Annotated in this window: 12 protein-coding genes, 2 pseudogenes and 1 other annotated feature; of the genes and pseudogenes, 4 read left to right on the top strand and 10 right to left on the bottom strand. The window is 35.0% G+C overall.

Annotation, left to right across the window (positions count from 1 at the left end):
* The first annotated feature begins 104 nt into the window (after positions 1-104).
* On the top strand, positions 105-869 hold the full coding sequence (locus Q5794_RS27650; RefSeq protein WP_214988899.1) for an MBL fold metallo-hydrolase: 765 nt from the start codon (positions 105-107) through the stop codon (positions 867-869).
* 218 nt (positions 870-1,087) lie between these two features.
* A pseudogene (locus Q5794_RS27655) lies at positions 1,088-2,382 on the top strand (MFS transporter).
* A 745-nt stretch (positions 2,383-3,127) separates the two neighbouring features.
* Here the strand turns inward: Q5794_RS27655 and Q5794_RS27660 are convergent.
* Positions 3,128-3,937: a class I SAM-dependent methyltransferase gene (locus tag Q5794_RS27660; protein WP_214988898.1), complete on the bottom strand. Its 810-nt coding sequence runs from the start codon at positions 3,935-3,937 to the stop codon at positions 3,128-3,130.
* A 263-nt stretch (positions 3,938-4,200) separates the two neighbouring features.
* Positions 4,201-5,769: a 2-isopropylmalate synthase gene (locus Q5794_RS27665; RefSeq protein WP_374989261.1), complete on the bottom strand. Its 1,569-nt coding sequence runs from the start codon at positions 5,767-5,769 to the stop codon at positions 4,201-4,203.
* Positions 5,770-5,826: 57 nt separating this feature from the next.
* Positions 5,827-6,070: a binding site (T-box leader), on the bottom strand.
* A gap of 523 nt (positions 6,071-6,593) precedes the next feature.
* Between Q5794_RS27665 and Q5794_RS27670 the strand changes: the two genes are divergently transcribed.
* Positions 6,594-6,866, top strand: a complete 273-nt coding sequence (locus Q5794_RS27670) for an AbrB/MazE/SpoVT family DNA-binding domain-containing protein (protein WP_162213407.1) — start codon at positions 6,594-6,596, stop codon at positions 6,864-6,866.
* A 301-nt stretch (positions 6,867-7,167) separates the two neighbouring features.
* Here the strand turns inward: Q5794_RS27670 and Q5794_RS27675 are convergent, their stop codons facing one another.
* Together Q5794_RS27675 and Q5794_RS27680 are read right to left on the bottom strand one after the other, a co-directional pair.
* Positions 7,168-7,707, bottom strand: a complete 540-nt coding sequence (locus Q5794_RS27675) for a DUF3916 domain-containing protein (protein ID WP_214988896.1) — start codon at positions 7,705-7,707, stop codon at positions 7,168-7,170.
* Between the two features lie 192 nt (positions 7,708-7,899).
* On the bottom strand, positions 7,900-9,252 hold the full coding sequence (locus Q5794_RS27680; protein ID WP_374989262.1) for a PLP-dependent aminotransferase family protein: 1,353 nt from the start codon (positions 9,250-9,252) through the stop codon (positions 7,900-7,902).
* A gap of 120 nt (positions 9,253-9,372) precedes the next feature.
* Here Q5794_RS27680 and Q5794_RS27685 point away from each other — a divergent pair, with 120 nt between their 5' ends.
* Complete coding sequence (locus tag Q5794_RS27685) at positions 9,373-10,293, top strand: DMT family transporter (protein ID WP_214988894.1); 921 nt, start codon at positions 9,373-9,375, stop codon at positions 10,291-10,293.
* 386 nt (positions 10,294-10,679) lie between these two features.
* Here Q5794_RS27685 and Q5794_RS27690 read toward each other — a convergent pair.
* The 6 genes and pseudogenes from Q5794_RS27690 to Q5794_RS27715 all read right to left on the bottom strand — a co-directional run bounded on the left by Q5794_RS27690 (position 10,680) and on the right by Q5794_RS27715 (position 16,559).
* Positions 10,680-11,966, bottom strand: a pseudogene (locus Q5794_RS27690) (IS110 family transposase).
* Positions 11,967-12,164: 198 nt separating this feature from the next.
* Positions 12,165-13,151, bottom strand: coding sequence for a DUF3231 family protein (locus tag Q5794_RS27695; protein ID WP_251034428.1), 987 nt, complete (start codon positions 13,149-13,151; stop codon positions 12,165-12,167).
* A gap of 261 nt (positions 13,152-13,412) precedes the next feature.
* Entirely contained in the window at positions 13,413-13,892 is a 480-nt protein-coding gene (locus Q5794_RS27700) for a hypothetical protein (protein WP_374989263.1), read from the bottom strand.
* Between the two features lie 389 nt (positions 13,893-14,281).
* Complete coding sequence (locus Q5794_RS27705) at positions 14,282-14,425, bottom strand: anti-repressor SinI family protein (protein ID WP_214988939.1); 144 nt, start codon at positions 14,423-14,425, stop codon at positions 14,282-14,284.
* Between the two features lie 449 nt (positions 14,426-14,874).
* Entirely contained in the window at positions 14,875-15,957 is a 1,083-nt protein-coding gene (locus Q5794_RS27710) for a NucA/NucB deoxyribonuclease domain-containing protein (protein WP_374989264.1), read from the bottom strand.
* A gap of 254 nt (positions 15,958-16,211) precedes the next feature.
* Positions 16,212-16,559 carry a hypothetical protein gene (locus Q5794_RS27715; protein WP_374989265.1) on the bottom strand — a complete coding sequence of 116 codons (348 nt, stop codon included), beginning with the start codon at positions 16,557-16,559 and terminating at the stop codon, positions 16,212-16,214.
* Positions 16,560-16,844 lie beyond the last annotated feature (285 nt).

A 16,844-nucleotide genomic window follows, 5' to 3' on the forward strand; every position in this document is an offset into this window, starting at 1 on the left:
TTCAAAAATCAAGTTAAACGGGTAAAAGACTTGATTTTATCTATGTAATCATGCACTGGACATAGTATAAGCTATATGTAGATTAAAGAAAAGGAGCAATCAAGATGAATATTAAACAAATCCGAAATGCCACAATCGTAGTCGAATATGCTGGCAAAAAGTTCTTAATAGATCCTATGTTGGCAGAGAAAGGTACGTACCCACCTTTCCCTGGTTCAATCAAACAAGATCAATATAACCCTACAGTGAGTTTACCAACCTCTGTTGACGAGATTATTAGTGGAGTTGATGCAGTCATTGTGACTCACTTACATTTAGACCATTTTGATGAGGCAGCGCAAAGGCTATTACCAAAAGATATTAAAATGTTCGTTCAAAATGAAGAAGAGGCAAAGGAAGTCCAAAATTCCGGGTTCCAAAATGTAGAGGTACTAACAAAGGACACTGTTTTTGAAGGCATCCAATTAGTTAAAACAAAAGGTGAGCATGGTAGAGGAGAAGAACTATTAAAGCTTATGGGGGAAGTATGTGGCGTAGTCTTTAAACATCCAAGTGAAAAAACATTGTACGTAGCTGGTGATACAGTTTGGTATGAAGGTGTACAGGAAGAATTAAGTACCTATAAACCAGATATTATTGTCGTCAATGGCGGAGATAATCAATTTACAGAATATGGTTCTCTCATTATGGGAAAAGAAGACATCTATGAAGTACACAAGGCGGCTTCTAATGCTAAGATTATTTCTGTTCATATGGAAGCTGTTAACCATTGGGCACTATCTAGAGAAGAATTAAAAAACTTTAGTAAAGAAAAAGGATTCTCAAGTCATATCTTAGTACCAGAAGATGGTGAATCCTACACATTTTAATATGAATATCTACAAATATTGTCGTGTTCATATTAAAAAATAAGAAATAGAAGAAGCTCATAATTATCAACAATTTAATTATGAGCTTCTTCTAATAGCGAATATAGTTAAATGTATCGAAAATCCTAAATATATAGAATAACACAAATGAAATATTCCAAGGATGACAAAATCACACATGAAAAGCTACAAATATATTTTATTAGGAGGTAGAGTTCATGACAATGACAGCAAAAGATACAAATACATCAACACAGCAGCCTATATGGTTGCAAGAATATATTGATTCACCAGAAAAACAGGCAAAACTTTATAAAAAAACATTAAGAATTTTGATGTTTTCACAAATCTTTGGGGGAGCAGGACTTGGAGCCGGTGTAACAGTAGGGGCACTTCTCGCACAAGACATGCTAGGGACGGAAAATGCAGCAGGGATTCCAACGGCTCTATTTACTTTAGGTTCTGCAGGAGCTGCCCTACTTATAGGCCGATCTTCACAACGTTTTGGACGTAGATCAGGACTTGCAGGAGGGTTCCTTGCAGGAGGGATAGGCGCTATCGGTGTTATCATTGCAGCTTTAACCAACAACATTGCACTTTTATTCCTTTCCCTTCTTATTTATGGAGCTGGTACGGCGTCTAATCTACAAGCGCGATATGCAGGGACGGATCTTGCAACAGATAAACAAAGGGCCACTGCCGCAAGTATGGCCATGGTTTCCACTACCTTGGGTGCTGTAGTTGCTCCTAACTTGGTCAATACAATGGGAGAATTTGCGGATTCACTCGGTGTTCCAACTTTGGCTGGCCCTTTCATCTTGTCAGGAGCTGCTTTCATAATTGCCGGATTATTGATCTTATTTTTTCTTCGTCCAGATCCTTTGGTTGTGTCTACAGCTATTGCGAGTGCTCAGAAAAATGTGAATACTACAGAGACAAATTTAAAGAGTGCTAATATCAACAAAAAAGGTGTTGTGGTAGGGGCCGTAATTATGATTTTGACCCAATTTGTCATGGCAGCCATTATGACCATGACACCCATTCATATGGGACATCATGGTCATGGTTTGCAAGAGGTAGGGGTAGTTATAGGTTTCCATATAGCAGCAATGTACCTTCCTTCGCCATTAACAGGTATACTCGTAGATAAGCTTGGCCGTACTACTATGGCTGTTGCTTCTGGTGTTACACTCCTAGCCTCTGGATTGGTGGCAGCTTTTGCACCGGTAGGTTCAATGCCACTACTTATCCTGGCGTTAGTACTACTAGGTTTGGGCTGGAACTTTGGTTTAATAAGTGGAACGGCTCTCATTATAGATTCAACACATCCATCTGTGCGTGCAAAAACACAAGGATCAGTCGATGTCTTATTTGCACTGTCAGGAGCAGCTGGTGGGGGGTATCAGGAATGGTAGTCGCTCATTCTAGTTATGCAGTATTATCACTTTCTGGAGCCATTCTTTCACTAGTGCTTATTCCTGTAGTTGTTTGGTCTCGTAAGAGTCAAAGCTAAAAGCTAATATAAGATTTTATATGCAGTAAAACAGTTGTAGTTTTTCGGTTATCTCTTAATTTAGAGGAAAAAGTAGTAACTGGGACTGTCATTCTACAAACAGGCAAATCATTAAATGATTTGCCTGTTTGTATTTTATAAGGAAAGAGTTGAATAGTATCTAGTACTTTGAGTATTGTACTCGAGATAGAAAAAACTGATTAGGCACAGTGGTTTTTCTATTTTTAAATTGTATATGGTATGCAAAGTTAGTTAACATAATGGCCTTTCTAGGTAGCAAAAAAGCCTTTATATTGGGATTAAAGGCTTTTTTGCTACTTTTTATATTTCTAAGCCACATACTAATTATGAGAAAAGATTTCCAACAAAGATAATCCATCCAGTCACTATAATTAATACAATACTAAGTATAATGGTTAAAACACTTCTCACAGCTGATTTCCAATTATATATTCCGAAGAAGCCTATAATACCAACTAAAAATATAACAATTGCTACATAAAAATTTAAGCTTAATAAGGATGGGTGAGCAAAAGTTATGAAAGTTAGACAGACACATAGCAATGAGAAGACGAATGACCAAAGGTTTATCGCTTTTGTCATCTAAATTAATCTCCTTTATCTATAAAATCTACCATATTATCTCATATCTATATTCTGTAAATCTAGTTTACGTAACAGGTATTATAGGTAGCTAAAACCTCCAATCTATTAATATAAATTGGAGGCTCTATGAGAAATACATTTACAAAGTTCTTACACCCTCTACAGCTAACATATACATTGTTAAAGATTGAGCCTCTTTAGTCATCCATTCGCGATATTCTTTTTCCGCCGTTATATATTCTATTTCAGTAATATACCCATCCCTTTCCATTTGAATTCCTCTACTTGAAGCCGCATCTGCCCATATACCAATGTTTGTATTAAAATTAGAATCTGTTCGGTTAGATACCTCGTGTTGAGGGGTTACAATGATGTCTTGAATCCCAATTTCCCGAAACATATTAGTAAGGTCATCAGCAATTGCATTATTCATACCTGCGTCAGAACGCCATTTCAAATATGTAGAATAGAAAGAAGTCATACTTGAAGGAGGGGCCGGTTCCCACGATATCTTTTCATGATTATAGTCTACGACCAAAATACGACCACCAATTTTGGCAGCAGCTTTCATCATTTGCAATGCTTTTAAAGGTTCGGACAGCCATATTAACACTCGTGCACAGGTAACAATATCAAATTCTCCTTCATAGGTAAGATTAGAGATATCACCTGTTTCAAAAGTTAATCCTGGAGTTTCACCATGGTTTTGACGAGCTTTTTGGATTAGATTGGGATTGCTATCGATTCCTACAACACGCCCCTTTGGACCTACTGCTTCTGCTATTCCACGTGTAATTGCTCCTGTTCCACATCCCAAATCAAGAACCGTCATACCTTTCTTAAGTATACTTGCAAGCCTTTTATGGGAGTATGTTAGTGACCGGGAATTTAATACGTTTGTTAACTTCCCTGCTAATTCAGCCCGATTACGGGCAATATTCCCTTCCATATGATAGACCTCCTAATTAATAAATCCTTACTTTTTCTTAATGGCGACAATTCGAATTCGTTTATAATCAGCTACCCATGTACCATCTTTATATAGATTGGTATTTATTTTGTTTTTTCTCCCTTGAAAAACTCAGGAAAAAATCATCTACAAAACTATCTAACCAATGATTTAATCCCTTTTCTCCCTCTGTTAAAGATGTAGGTCGACCGAAGTAATTACCTTAACAAACTAAGCACATTCCGTTAAATATTACCTTTTATCTATTCAATCGGAAGTAAAGTATCAACTACAATACTGTTTACAGCATTGATATACGCAAATGCACTTGCTTTCATAATATCCGTATCTGTTGCTTTGGCAACATACTTTTCTCCTCTATATTCCACTTGAATCTTCACTTTCCCTAATGCTTCCTTACCTCTTGATACACTGCTAATATTATATTCAATCAATTTAATATCTAAATCACTAATTTCTGTAATAGCAGAATACAAAGCATCAATTGGGCCAGAACCGACTGCACTGCTTTTCAACATTTGATCACCCTTTTTAATCTTCACACTTGCAGATGGGAAGTTTGTGTTACTAATCACTTGCAAGTCCATTAGTTCATAAAAATGATTACTATAGTGCGTCATATCCTGATTATGAATATCATTTTTTGCATAATAGTTCTCAACGATGACATATAAATCATGATTATATACTTCTTTTTTTGCATCAGCCAATTCAAGAAAAGCTTCAAATATCCCTTCAAATCGTATGTTAGTCATCTCATTAAAGCCTAATGATTCAAGGGCATTTTTTACCGCATGACGTCCAGAACGGGCAGTTAAAACCAGTTCCATATCATCTAGACCAACTTCAATTGGGCTAATGATTTCGTAAGCATCCCTTGCTTTTAATAAACCGTCTTGGTGTATACCTGAAGAATGGGCAAAAGCATTATCTCCTGTAATGGCTTTATTTACTTGCACATCAAGCCCCATTAAACTACTTACCAACCTAGATGTATTCATGATTTCTTTCGTATTAATATTTGTGTACGCGTTATAGATTGATGAGCGCGTATTAATTGCCATCACAACTTCTTCTAGTGCAGCATTACCTGCGCGCTCACCAATGCCATTTATCGTACACTCAACTTTATCTGCTCCATTTTTAATTGCAGCTAACGTATTCGCAGTTGCCATACCAAGATCATTATGACAATGAACACTTAAAAGCACTTTATCATTCAAATTTTTCAAGCGATTATTTATTTTAAAGATTAGTTCACCAAACTCTTCCGGCTCGGCATAGCCAACTGTATCGGGCACATTGATAATGGTAGCCCCTGCCTTTACAACAGCTTCAATCGTTGTCCATAAATATTCAAAATCGGAGCGAGACGCATCCTCCGTTGAATATTGTACGTCTGGTAGAAGTGTTTTTGCATATTTTACTGCATCAACACCAAGATCTAAAATTTGACTTTTCGATTTTCCAAACTTCTTTTCCACGTGGATGTCTGAAGCGCCTAACACTATATGGATTAACGGTTTTTTAGCATATTTCACACTATTATAAACAGCATCAATATCAGTCTTTACTGCTCTTGCTAACGCTGTGATGATTGTGTCGTCTGTATTTCCTATTTTCATAGCAATTTCTTTCACAGCATTAAAATCACCAGCCGAAGACGAAGGAAAACCAGCTTCGATAATATCGACTTTCAGCTTCTTTAGTTGCTGTGCTACTTCTAGTTTTTCATACAGATTCAGCTTAGCCCCCGGAACTTGCTCGCCATCTCTTAAAGTTGTATCAAACATCCAAATCTTTCTCGTCATTTCAGAAACACTCCTTTGTCGTATTAATGTATAAAAAAAGCCTCGTCTCTATAAAAATATAGAGACGAGGCGTTGCTCGCGGTACCACTCTAATTGATTAATCATTACATAATTAACCCACTCATTTTCGGCAGCTATCACCACCTATCTTCATAACGGTAGAAAACCGACATCCCCTACTTATAATATTCAGGGAGTAGCTCTTGGATGAGTTCAAAGGCAATAACTACCGATTCTCACCAACCATCGGCTCTCTGACAAGTTTATACATCCTTCTACTATTTCCAATCTTTGCTTATTATTATTTGATTACATGCAATATTATATCTATCCACCCGATTTGTCAACGTAACTTTTTAAATAAAAAAAATATTCTGAATAAAAATATATATATTTTGGAAGTTATTAATTTGTACATAAACATCCACTATTTTTGAGTGTTTTTTTAAAGTACTTTCTTAAAAATATTTTTTTATATACCTATATTCTAGAAAAAATCCTAATTTGTCGTCAATAAGTGTAAATGGTGAAATTAATGATTTTTATAAAATGTTTTACGATTTACTTATATGCTAAAGTTAGTTTTATATAGGTTGTAAATAACTTGAATAAGTTATATTTCTAATTACTACATCGGGTTAAACTAAAAATGCTGAGTGATTTAACAATTTCCATTATAATTCTTCTATGCAACCTTTCTTCCTAACCTTATGATACTGAAATATCTTCCTCCACCTAAAATGTAATATATTACTAATGAAAACAATAAAAAGCATATTGTACACTTAATGGGTATGTAAGTAATATTTTATGGAGGTTTTAAATTGAAAGCTACTGGCATCGTTAGGAAAATTGACAACTTGGGAAGAGTAGTCTTACCCATTGAACTAAGGAGAACATTAAATATTAAGAATGACGAACCTGTTGAAATTTTTGTAGATAATGAGAACATTGTGTTGAAAAAATATTCACCTAATTTAGCCTGTAAAGTGACAGGTGAAGTTTCCGAAGATAATCTAATCTTGGCAAAAGGAAAAGTAATTCTAAGCCGTGAGGGAGTAAAGCAACTGCTTAGAGAGTTAGAAGTAAAGTTATAACTCAAATATGAAGAATGAGAGAAGACTCTTTTCGACTTTTATACCTTGTATTTTAATTAAAATGTCTGTCCAATCTGCATAAAGACAGCACCTAATTATTTAGGTGCTGCCTTTATGCAAAAAAGGATTTCTGAATCTTCAATCAACTAACTTTATATTACCGGAAACTGATATAAGCAAGCTATAACTTTGTTATAATGTCTGACACAAATAATCTAATGTCATTTTTCTTTTTATAGTTAACATAAAACCATTTATCGGCAGAAAAAAAGGATCTTTAATTAAAGATCCTTTTAAATAATTAAGCAAGCTCTCCAATGAACCATAACTCGCCCTCATGAAAGTAATCTTCGTCATTAATAGTCTCTTTATATCCTTTAATAACTAGATCTTTAGGAATTTCTAATCCCCATTCTTTTTCTATGCTTCTTTCAGGTGGTAGAGGAATCCAACGTTGTTCCTCTGTATCCCTGTCAAAGAATCCATGTAAATCTTCTTTATCAAATAAAACTACAATTTGAGAATCAAATAACTTTGGTAATGAAATCAGAATATAAATACGATAATCTTTCTCCAATTCAGTTCTTATATCAATTAAATGCTGCATTCGATTAATCATTGTCTGCATACATAGCTTTCTTACCGAATTTGATGTGTTTTTAGAATCAATAAATGACTCGTTAAAAGGTATATGAAGGTGCCAATAACCCAAATAGCTATTATCATCAGGTCTAGGTAAAGAAGTAGTATATTCAGTGATAGAATTAACAAACTTACGACACTTTCTTTTTATCCCGCGAGTTTTCTTTTTTAAACCATTATCAGATTTCCATCTGTGCATTTTACTAATACCCCCGCCTTTCTAGAGAATTTAAATTTAATACAAGAAGGTTTGGAGATTCTATAAGTTCTTAATTACCATAATGTTAATTACCGGTAGGAATAAATATAAAAGGCACGTGAGAAAAATGTACATCATTACAAGAATAATACTTTTAAGTCTCTTCTTCTTAAACAGTGTTAAAGACCTTAATTACATTAGGTAATTAAGAAAAATAGTTATCTCTTTTTTTAAAGCACTTGCAATTTTTTTGACTCCTTCTTCAACTCGGTGATTTTCAACATTTGACACATTTAACTTTAAAATCCGTTCTTTGTGAAAGTTGGCTAGATAATTACTTTCAACTGAATCCAGATATACACGCTGTTCATATAAATAACGAATAAATAACTTCATATTTACTTGTCTAGGTAGCAAAATATGACCATGCATAACTATTTCTGACGATGATTCGTAATTAGCCAGATGATTTTGCAGCGATTGATGAAGAATTTGTGCACGTTTATGGTAAATACTACTTACTTTTAATTTATTATGTTCAAACATACCACTTTTTATATAAAGATATAGTGCAGCTTGTGAAATCATAGAGCTATCTATATCTATGGTCATTCTAAATTTTTGAAAGGTGCTAAGAATAGGGGGAGGAAGAACGGCTAGACCAATTCTTAAACCTGGAAACATGATTTTTGAAAAGCTCTTTAAGTAGATAACCTGTTCTTTAATATCCTCTGCAAAAAGAGGATCATTCTTAGTGTTATATTCAAAATCTGCTAAATAGTCATCTTCTATAATATACACATTGTATTTATAAGCTAACTGTAAAATAGCTTCTTTGTCTTTTTTGCTATATGACGTACCTAAAGGATTATGGAAGCGTGGCATTGTATAAAAAAATTTAATCTCTTCTTCATTGAATATTTTTTCTAGTTGCTTTAGATCAATACCTTGCGCTGTACGTTGAATTCCTATTGCACGAATTCCATATGTTTTCAACATATCCATATACAAATGGTAACTAGGTTGTTCAACTAAAATAGTAGATCCGTTATTTGGAAATGGCATCATGCTCAGTATAGCGAGTGCCTGTTGAACCCCTGAAGTGATGAAAATCTGTTCAGGTTTCGTAAATACTTGATAAGATTCTAAGAGCTTCTTAGCTTCTATAATTAATAAAGATAAACCTTTTGGTGTTCCATAACGAAACAATTCTTCTTGATATGTATCAATCGCTTTGTTAATACACTGTTGAAAATCTTTATAAGGAAATGCATGCCATGTTGGAGATGATGTTGCAAAATCAACGCCTTCAGTAGATGTGGGTTCCTCAAAAACCTGATGTTCCACAACGTAATAACCACTCTTTGGAATGGAATAAATAATATGTTGCTCTTCCAATCGTTTTAAGGCAGATATTATTGTACTTTTACTACAAATATATTGGTGTGATAAGCCTCTAATTGAGGGTAATTTTGCCCCTGCTGGAAAGTCCCCAGACTGTATCTTTTGAAGTAGAGATTGATAAATTGTTTCATATTTAAGCATAGTATTCCCCCAAATACACATCTGTACCGATACAGATGTGTATTTTTCATATCGTAGATATTGTTAGTTTCTCTTACTATAGTGATAACCGGCCGGATAAATCTAAAGGGGGTTATTCACATGATTGAAAAGAAAAGAGCATATATAGCAGCACTTACTTATGCCATTATTATCGGATTGTCATTTATGTTTGTCAAAGTTGCATTAACTATTGCTACACCTTTTGATACATTGGCACATCGATTTACTATTGCTTTTATAGGGGTTACAATCTTAAAAGTACTAAGGAAAAAATCCTTAAAAATAACCATAAAAGATATAGGGATTATTGCCTTGTTAGCTATTTTATACCCCACTCTCTTTTTTGCTTTTCAGGTATTTGGACTAGGGAATATATCATCATCTGAAGCTGGAATCATTCAAGCAACAATCCCAATTTTCACATTAATCTTTGCGAGCATATTTTTAAAAGAAACATCTACATCTGGTCAAAAGATAGCTATTATTTTCTCGGTAGTAGGTGTGATATATATTATGTATATGAACGGTATAGGAAATAAAAATCCTAGTCTACTAGGAAGTGGTTTGATTTTAATTTCCGCACTTGTATCGTCTCTATACAATGTATGTGCTAGAAATTTAACTCAACGATATTCCTTATTCACCATCACATATATAATGACTTTATTTGGTTTTATTACATTTAATGGTTTGGCATTGACAAATCATCTAATGAATAACACTATCCATCAATTTATACAGCCTTTTGTTCACCTGGATTTTGTGATTGCAATTGTCTATCTAGGTTTATTATCATCTTTAGTCACGTCCTATCTTTCTAATTACGCCTTATCAAAAATAGAAGCATCTAAAATGAGTGTCTTCAGTAATTTTGCTACACTCATTACAATTTTAGCAGGAGTAATTTTTTTAAAAGAACAATTTCACCTTTATCATCTAGTCGGGTCAATTATCATTATTACAGGAGTTATTGGGACAAATTACTTTGGTACAAAAGGTAAACACAGTGAAAAAGCCTAATTTCTTTTTAGAATATATACAAGTCTCCCTCTATAAATTGAGTAATATCAAGGGTTTATAGGGGGAAATAAAATATAAAAAATTTTTTATGTCCATTTATAACCTTATATTTTCATTTTTATAAGAAACTGGTACTAAGGGGAATAGCTTCGCTATTCTTATTCCATTATTTTAAAAAAAGATGGAGACATACATATAGTCGCACAATGGATCTCTATGTGCCTCATAGCGATGAAACCTCCCATGTCTCTCAGCGTCTTAGCGCCTACATTCCTTCGTTCAATCTGTCTATGAGATAGAGTTTGGTAATGCTAGTTTGCAAGGTCGAATGCCTGGAAAAATGCTTTATCCCAAATACTCCGTGCTTCATTTTTAATGGACAAAGATTAAGCTCCTAGAGCTAAAGAAAGATGGGGAATATCTCGTATCATTCGCTCTTCATCAAATGGACATTGTTTCTGACCTACAGTATGTAGAACACGAACTAACTTCCCACAAAGTACAATCAGTGATTGTTTCTTACGTAAAGGGTTTTCTTGTCTCGTTGTATAGTACTGATGCAGAGCCTTAAAGGCTCGATTATGTCGAACAAGGGGCATAACAGTCCGAAAGAGCAAAGCCCTCAATTTAGCCCTTCCTCGTTTGGTAATTCGTGTTTGTCCTTTATGCTTTCCTGAGCTGGATTCTCGTAAATTTAATCCCGCGTATTTTAAGATTTGGCGTGGATTTTCAAAGTTTTTAATATCACCTAACTCAGAATAAAGTTCAATAACAGTTACCATCCCAACACCAGGTACAGTCAGCATTTCAGCAATACCCGGCAGGGTCAGCACAAGGTCTTCCAATTGTTTTTCTAATGCATGTAGTTCTTCTTTAAGCATCTTATATCGTTTGATATTTGTGGCTATTTCTCGTTGTGCCATCTGTAGTCCAACCGTTAACCCTACTGAGCGTCCAGCAGCCTCTTGAAGTCGCTGTATTCGTTTATGGCTTGGGCGTTGTACGCCTCCGTAAGTAGACCATATTTCTGCCACCCTTTCGGGTGTTGTTTGATTAAGTTGAACTGGAAGAGGAATATGTTCTAGCGTGGCCAACGCCATCTTTCCACTCCAGTCTTTAAAAACGGTTAAAAACTCTGGGAAATACTTATCTAACCAATTATGAATCCGTCCTTGTAGAGCCTATAAATCACCTACAATTTGGTTTCTAATTGTAATTCCTGCCTTTACTTCTGCATCTTGATCCATTGGTAAGCGAGGATAAGAAAATCGACCATCTTTTATCAGTTGAGCGATAACTCTAGCATCCTTGATATCATTTTTCGTTGGAGAGTTATCGTCGAGTTCTTTACTTCGCTTAACGTGCAGAGGATTAACGACTCCGAAAGAGACAAGTCTTTCTTTTAGTGTATAGGCTAGATTTAACCAGTAATGACCTGTAGGTTCCATACCAACTAGAACATCAGATTTCTCATGTTTATGTTGCATCTCTTCCAACCAGGCAAAGAATCCTTCAAATTCTTCTTTTGTATTCGTGAAGGTTAGAGCTTTCCCAAGAATTTTCCCACGATCATCTTGGGCACGAGCAACATGCTTAAATTTAGCAATATCTACTCCAACAATCAGTGTATGGGGTGTAACTTGATTTAACTTTTCATTTTGAGTACAATTCATAAGAGTCCTCCTTGAATGATGAATTGAAGTCATGGCCATGATCTTCTGCATCATATCAAGAGGACTTTTTTATTTCAAGACACCAAATAATTTCAAACAGGAATGCTAGTTATCATAATGGAGGTTATAGGAAATTACATAACAAAAAGCCCTTTTATTAAGGGCTTTTTTGTTATTTTTTCATCTTTATCAAAGACACTAATTTGAAGCTAAATCTTCTCGATCCGCAGCTTCGGGTGGTGTTTCCATCCATCCATTTTCTATCATAATATCGGCTGCATCATTAACGAATCCTGATATATCCTTTAAAAAATCTGCATACATTAGCGCTAAATCGCGTCTTCCGTTTACAGCTACTGAATTCCCAAAATTTCTTACTCTCATCGAAAACATATCCATTTTATGAAATACCATTAATTTATCAGAAAAAGGAGAAGATGTTGAAGTTGTTACTAAATGATCAATTAATTCCGGAGAAGGCAAGTTATCATCATGAAGTTTTTTTATATAACCCTCAATCGCTTTATAAGTAAGTTCTTCTCCTTTTATAAATAACTCTCGAATCTTTTTCGTTTTGGTAACTTGACTAAACGCCATTACTAAGGCTTTGCTTGCCACGTTAGTCTCTAGATTATCGTATAAATGGGCAATTTCTAATGCATGTAAAGGTCGTACATCTCCAATAAAACCTTTTAAATAATTTTTATGTGCTATATTTACCCTTTGTGGTTTCGGAATAATAGGTGATTTAATAATAAACCCTTTATTTATTGAAATATCTTTGATATGTTCACCCAATTTTATAGTTGATTCCATACAATGAAGGGAAAATTCCCTTATATCTTCTCTAAACATTAACGGTATTCCTACACTGTAAAGACTAAGTCCTACTTTAGTTACATATCTTAAATAATGCACATAGAACTCGTCTTCAAATAATTTTGGGGCACCAAGATTCACATCTTCTTTTGTAAAACCATGTGGAATAGAAATGTTCTCTTTTATGAAAGTATCTTTTATAGTGCTCTGAAATTCTTTACTCAAGTTTAATGCTTCTTCCAATAACTTCTTTATATCTTGGTCTTCAACAAGTTGAAGAAAGTAACTTAGAATACATGTAGCCATACTATTACCCATATAAGTAGCCCAAAGTTTACCCATTTCCGCAGAATTTAATTTTTCCATATAAAATCTCCTAAACCAATTTTTTCTTAGAATAACCTTTTCTAGCATATCTATTCTGTTAAGCCTTTAAAAACTGGTATTACTGTTTTCTGCAAAATTTTTTTGAAAAATTCTAACCTGACTGATCTGAACAAAAAACAACTAATGGATAGAAAAACCTATTTCGCACCAGTAGTTTTTCTCTATTTAGGCTGTATACGATACAGATTTTTGGTTAACATAATGGATTTTTTTGTCGCTGATAGGGAGAAAAGTAATTTATCATGTTCGATTTAATTCAGGCTTAAAAATTCCCTCTTGCCACAAGTGGTAGCCATAAATAACGATAGATAGAGCGACGAAAAGACCAAAACGCTCCCATGGAGTAATGTTAACCAATTGATAAATTTCTAACTTTTCTTGAAACAAATAATGAATAGGGAAAACAGCAAACATAAAGTCTAATACAATATTAGTCATTAAATAAACCCAAAATCGTCCATAAGTAAAATAAAAAATCCATATAGTTACAACTAAAAAAGCACCAAGCACACCTGGAGAAAAGGAAGGTTTCAACCAAGGTAAAATAGTTACCTTAATGATCCAATGTTTTTGGTTATATGCAATAAGGTTATAAAGAATCATTAGAGTAGAAGCAAAAATAGCCACAGGCATAAATCGTTTTATATCTTCCTTTTTTAATAAAAATAAAGTAAACCATGGGACGATAAGAACCATCCATAGTGTAATTTTGCTTAGCATATAATCCATCCTTTTGAGTATTTTCCATTATCATTATTTACTTTAATAATTTCCTTAGTCATCTTTATTTATTAAGTTATATTATCAAAGATAACTGTCCCAATGATCACAAAAACAATTAAGAATAAAAATAATAGCCAGATTTAGAAGTGAAAAATGCACAGGAGATGCAACTCTAGTTGACATCCTGTACTTTTCCGAACCCAACAAAAAAAGAACCCTTGGAGGACAAGGCCTCTTGGGATGATAGATATTCTTCAATATGCAGCTTTTTATACATTGTTGATATAAAAGCTTTTTACTATCCAAGCGCACAAAAATGCCTGTTAAAAAAGCTTTCTTAGGTAGTAAACAAATTTAGTGATAGCAAAAAACATTAGATATAGAAGCTATCTAATGTTTTTTGCTGTAGTGTTATCTTGAGTTTTTTCTTCTAGAAACTGTTTAAATTCTTCTTTGCTCACATTTAAATTCATTGCGTCTTTAACTAACCTCATCCACTCTTCTGGTAGAACTGCTGTAGACTTCTTCATAATTGAACACCTCTCCACATAAATTATTATTTATCATTTACCTGTTGTTTTTAACTTGAAATCTTGTTTTATAGTGACCAACCACTATATTATAACTAAATAGTTAATTCTCTTTACTTTAATCGACCCTAGGTAGCTGTTTAGGTAGTAGAAAATAATATTCTTTCTAACATTCTCGTCACCGACAATAGAGTTGTTCCGTGAAAGGGCCAGATTGTTAAATAATCAGGAAGAGTAAAAATAGTGATTAAATATTGTTTTGTTTACGAAATGTTAATCCTTACTAGCGTTTTTTATAAATATAGGACTATTAAAAAAGAAATTGGTATTTCTTGAATTAAAGGAATAACGTAATGCTGAAACAGTAGGTTTGGATCTGATTCTCTAATGGTTTAAAAGAGGCTGGCCTTTAAGTATGTGACACTTAAAGGCCAGCCTCTAAGTTATTATTATGGGATTGCATAAACTTCAACAGTGAAGCTTTCTCCATTGGTGTCTTCCGGTCTGGCAATGTAAAAATCTTCGCTCTTTTTGATTTCTGTCTCGGATCCGTCTGTAAGGTCATTGAAAATCGTTTCGTCGATGCCGAAGCTGATGTCTTTCATGACATCGAATTTCGCATTAGTAGGGCCGTCGACGATTTTCCATTGTAACTTGGTCGCGTAAGAAGGGATATTCCCGATCGTGAAGTTATCACTTGATCGGTTATCCTGTCCGTCCTGAGGCTGACCTTCCGATCTGATTGTAGCTATTTTCTCAGGGGCTTCGACCTGCACATTGAAAGTATCCCCATCCAGAACCCTATCATAGGCGTACCAGGCACCGAGCCATGTCCCTGCAGCACCGTTCGATTCGCTTGAAATCATTCTTACTGAAAAATTATCCGATCCATTGGTCGCCGAACCTTCCCAGGTGGAAGCAAACGGATATTCGTCACACTGCTTGCCGGTTCGATCCTCATCTCCGAATTCCCTGTCACAAGTCCTTCTTGTCTTGTTCCTATTGCGATTATATTCATCCTGATGACGTTTCGGATACATCCGTGTCAGCGTGCTGTCTCCCACAGCTCCCGGTATTTTCTTTCCAGCCATTTGAGGCTTCGTCTGATCTGGATGATCCATCGCAAACTTCCAATGCTGTCCAGCTTCGGCTAACATCGAAAATTCTGGATTTGTGACCGGAACATTGAAGATTGGTGTGGCTTTACTGAATACGGCTCCTTGCCAGAAATATTGATTAGGGAAAGCAAACATATATTTTGCAGAATCGTAACGAACGGTCTGTTTAATACCATCAATGCTCTTTTTGAATTTCCTTGGTGCATGTGTAAGGGTAAGTTTTGGCCAAAATTCCATGTACCCTAACTGATCAGGGTTTGCCTCAGTTGGTGGGGGTGCTTCTGATGTGAAAATTTCTGTACTGAAGTTCGTGTTTTTCCATTGGGCGATTGTTCGTTCCGTCGGTGGAAAGTCGGGATCCTCTTTACAGTCACCTGCGTTCACCTTGGATTCACATACCATATCAATTTTCAACTTGGCTCCGTTCAAGGATGGATGAGTTACGAGGATATCATCAAGTGTATAATAGACCCTCATTTTTCGACTTTGGTTGGAGCCATAACCTATTTCAGTGAATTGAAATTGAACGCCTTCGTAAAAACAGAACCCACCAATGCATTTTACTGGGACTTGATATGTTGCGACGTGGGACCAACAGAAGGAATACCGGTTTTTAATATACCCTGTTTCTGAACTGCTGTCTGGACTTCCCTGGCATTCTTCTGTAGTCAGGATATGATCATAGTCGAAGTCAGGGGGGTCCATCCGGCTGCTGTCTTGATCGGAGGCGCCATGTTCGCTCTGTATGTTGTGTCACTTTGCTGGTCTTCCTCCATCAATTTATCTAATGTCTGGATGCCTTCTTTTTTCTGGATCTGATCTTGCTTAATCCCAATCTCTTCAACTGACTTGCCTTGCTTTATAAGTTTAGTTGCCTTTTCAATCTTCTCCTTGTTGTTTGGGAGCCAATAACCTCCGCCATTTGAATCAGACTGCGCTTGTGCCGGTGAAATCATTCCTGTGACCAAAAACAAAAAAAATACAGATAAAACGATACGTCTATAAAACCTGGACATCCTATCCCTCCCTTATTTTTTGATTTGGAATAAAATGTAGTCTTAGAAACATATAGAGAAATTATCTTTGCAGACAATAAACTAGATTCATTACTTCAATGGCATCCAAATCGATGATAGAATACTACAAAAAAAATTTTCCCACAATACACTATAAGGAAAATGAAACCAAGAACCTACAATAATTACCATATTAATTAACGTGCTAGGAAAAATGGGTCATATAAAAAATCCCTTTATTTATAAAGGTTCTCCACAATCGGGCGCCACTTGTCGTCATTAAGG

It is taken from the genome of Priestia megaterium (genome assembly GCF_041941685.1).
Lineage (GTDB): Bacteria > Bacillota > Bacilli > Bacillales > Bacillaceae_H > Priestia > Priestia megaterium_C.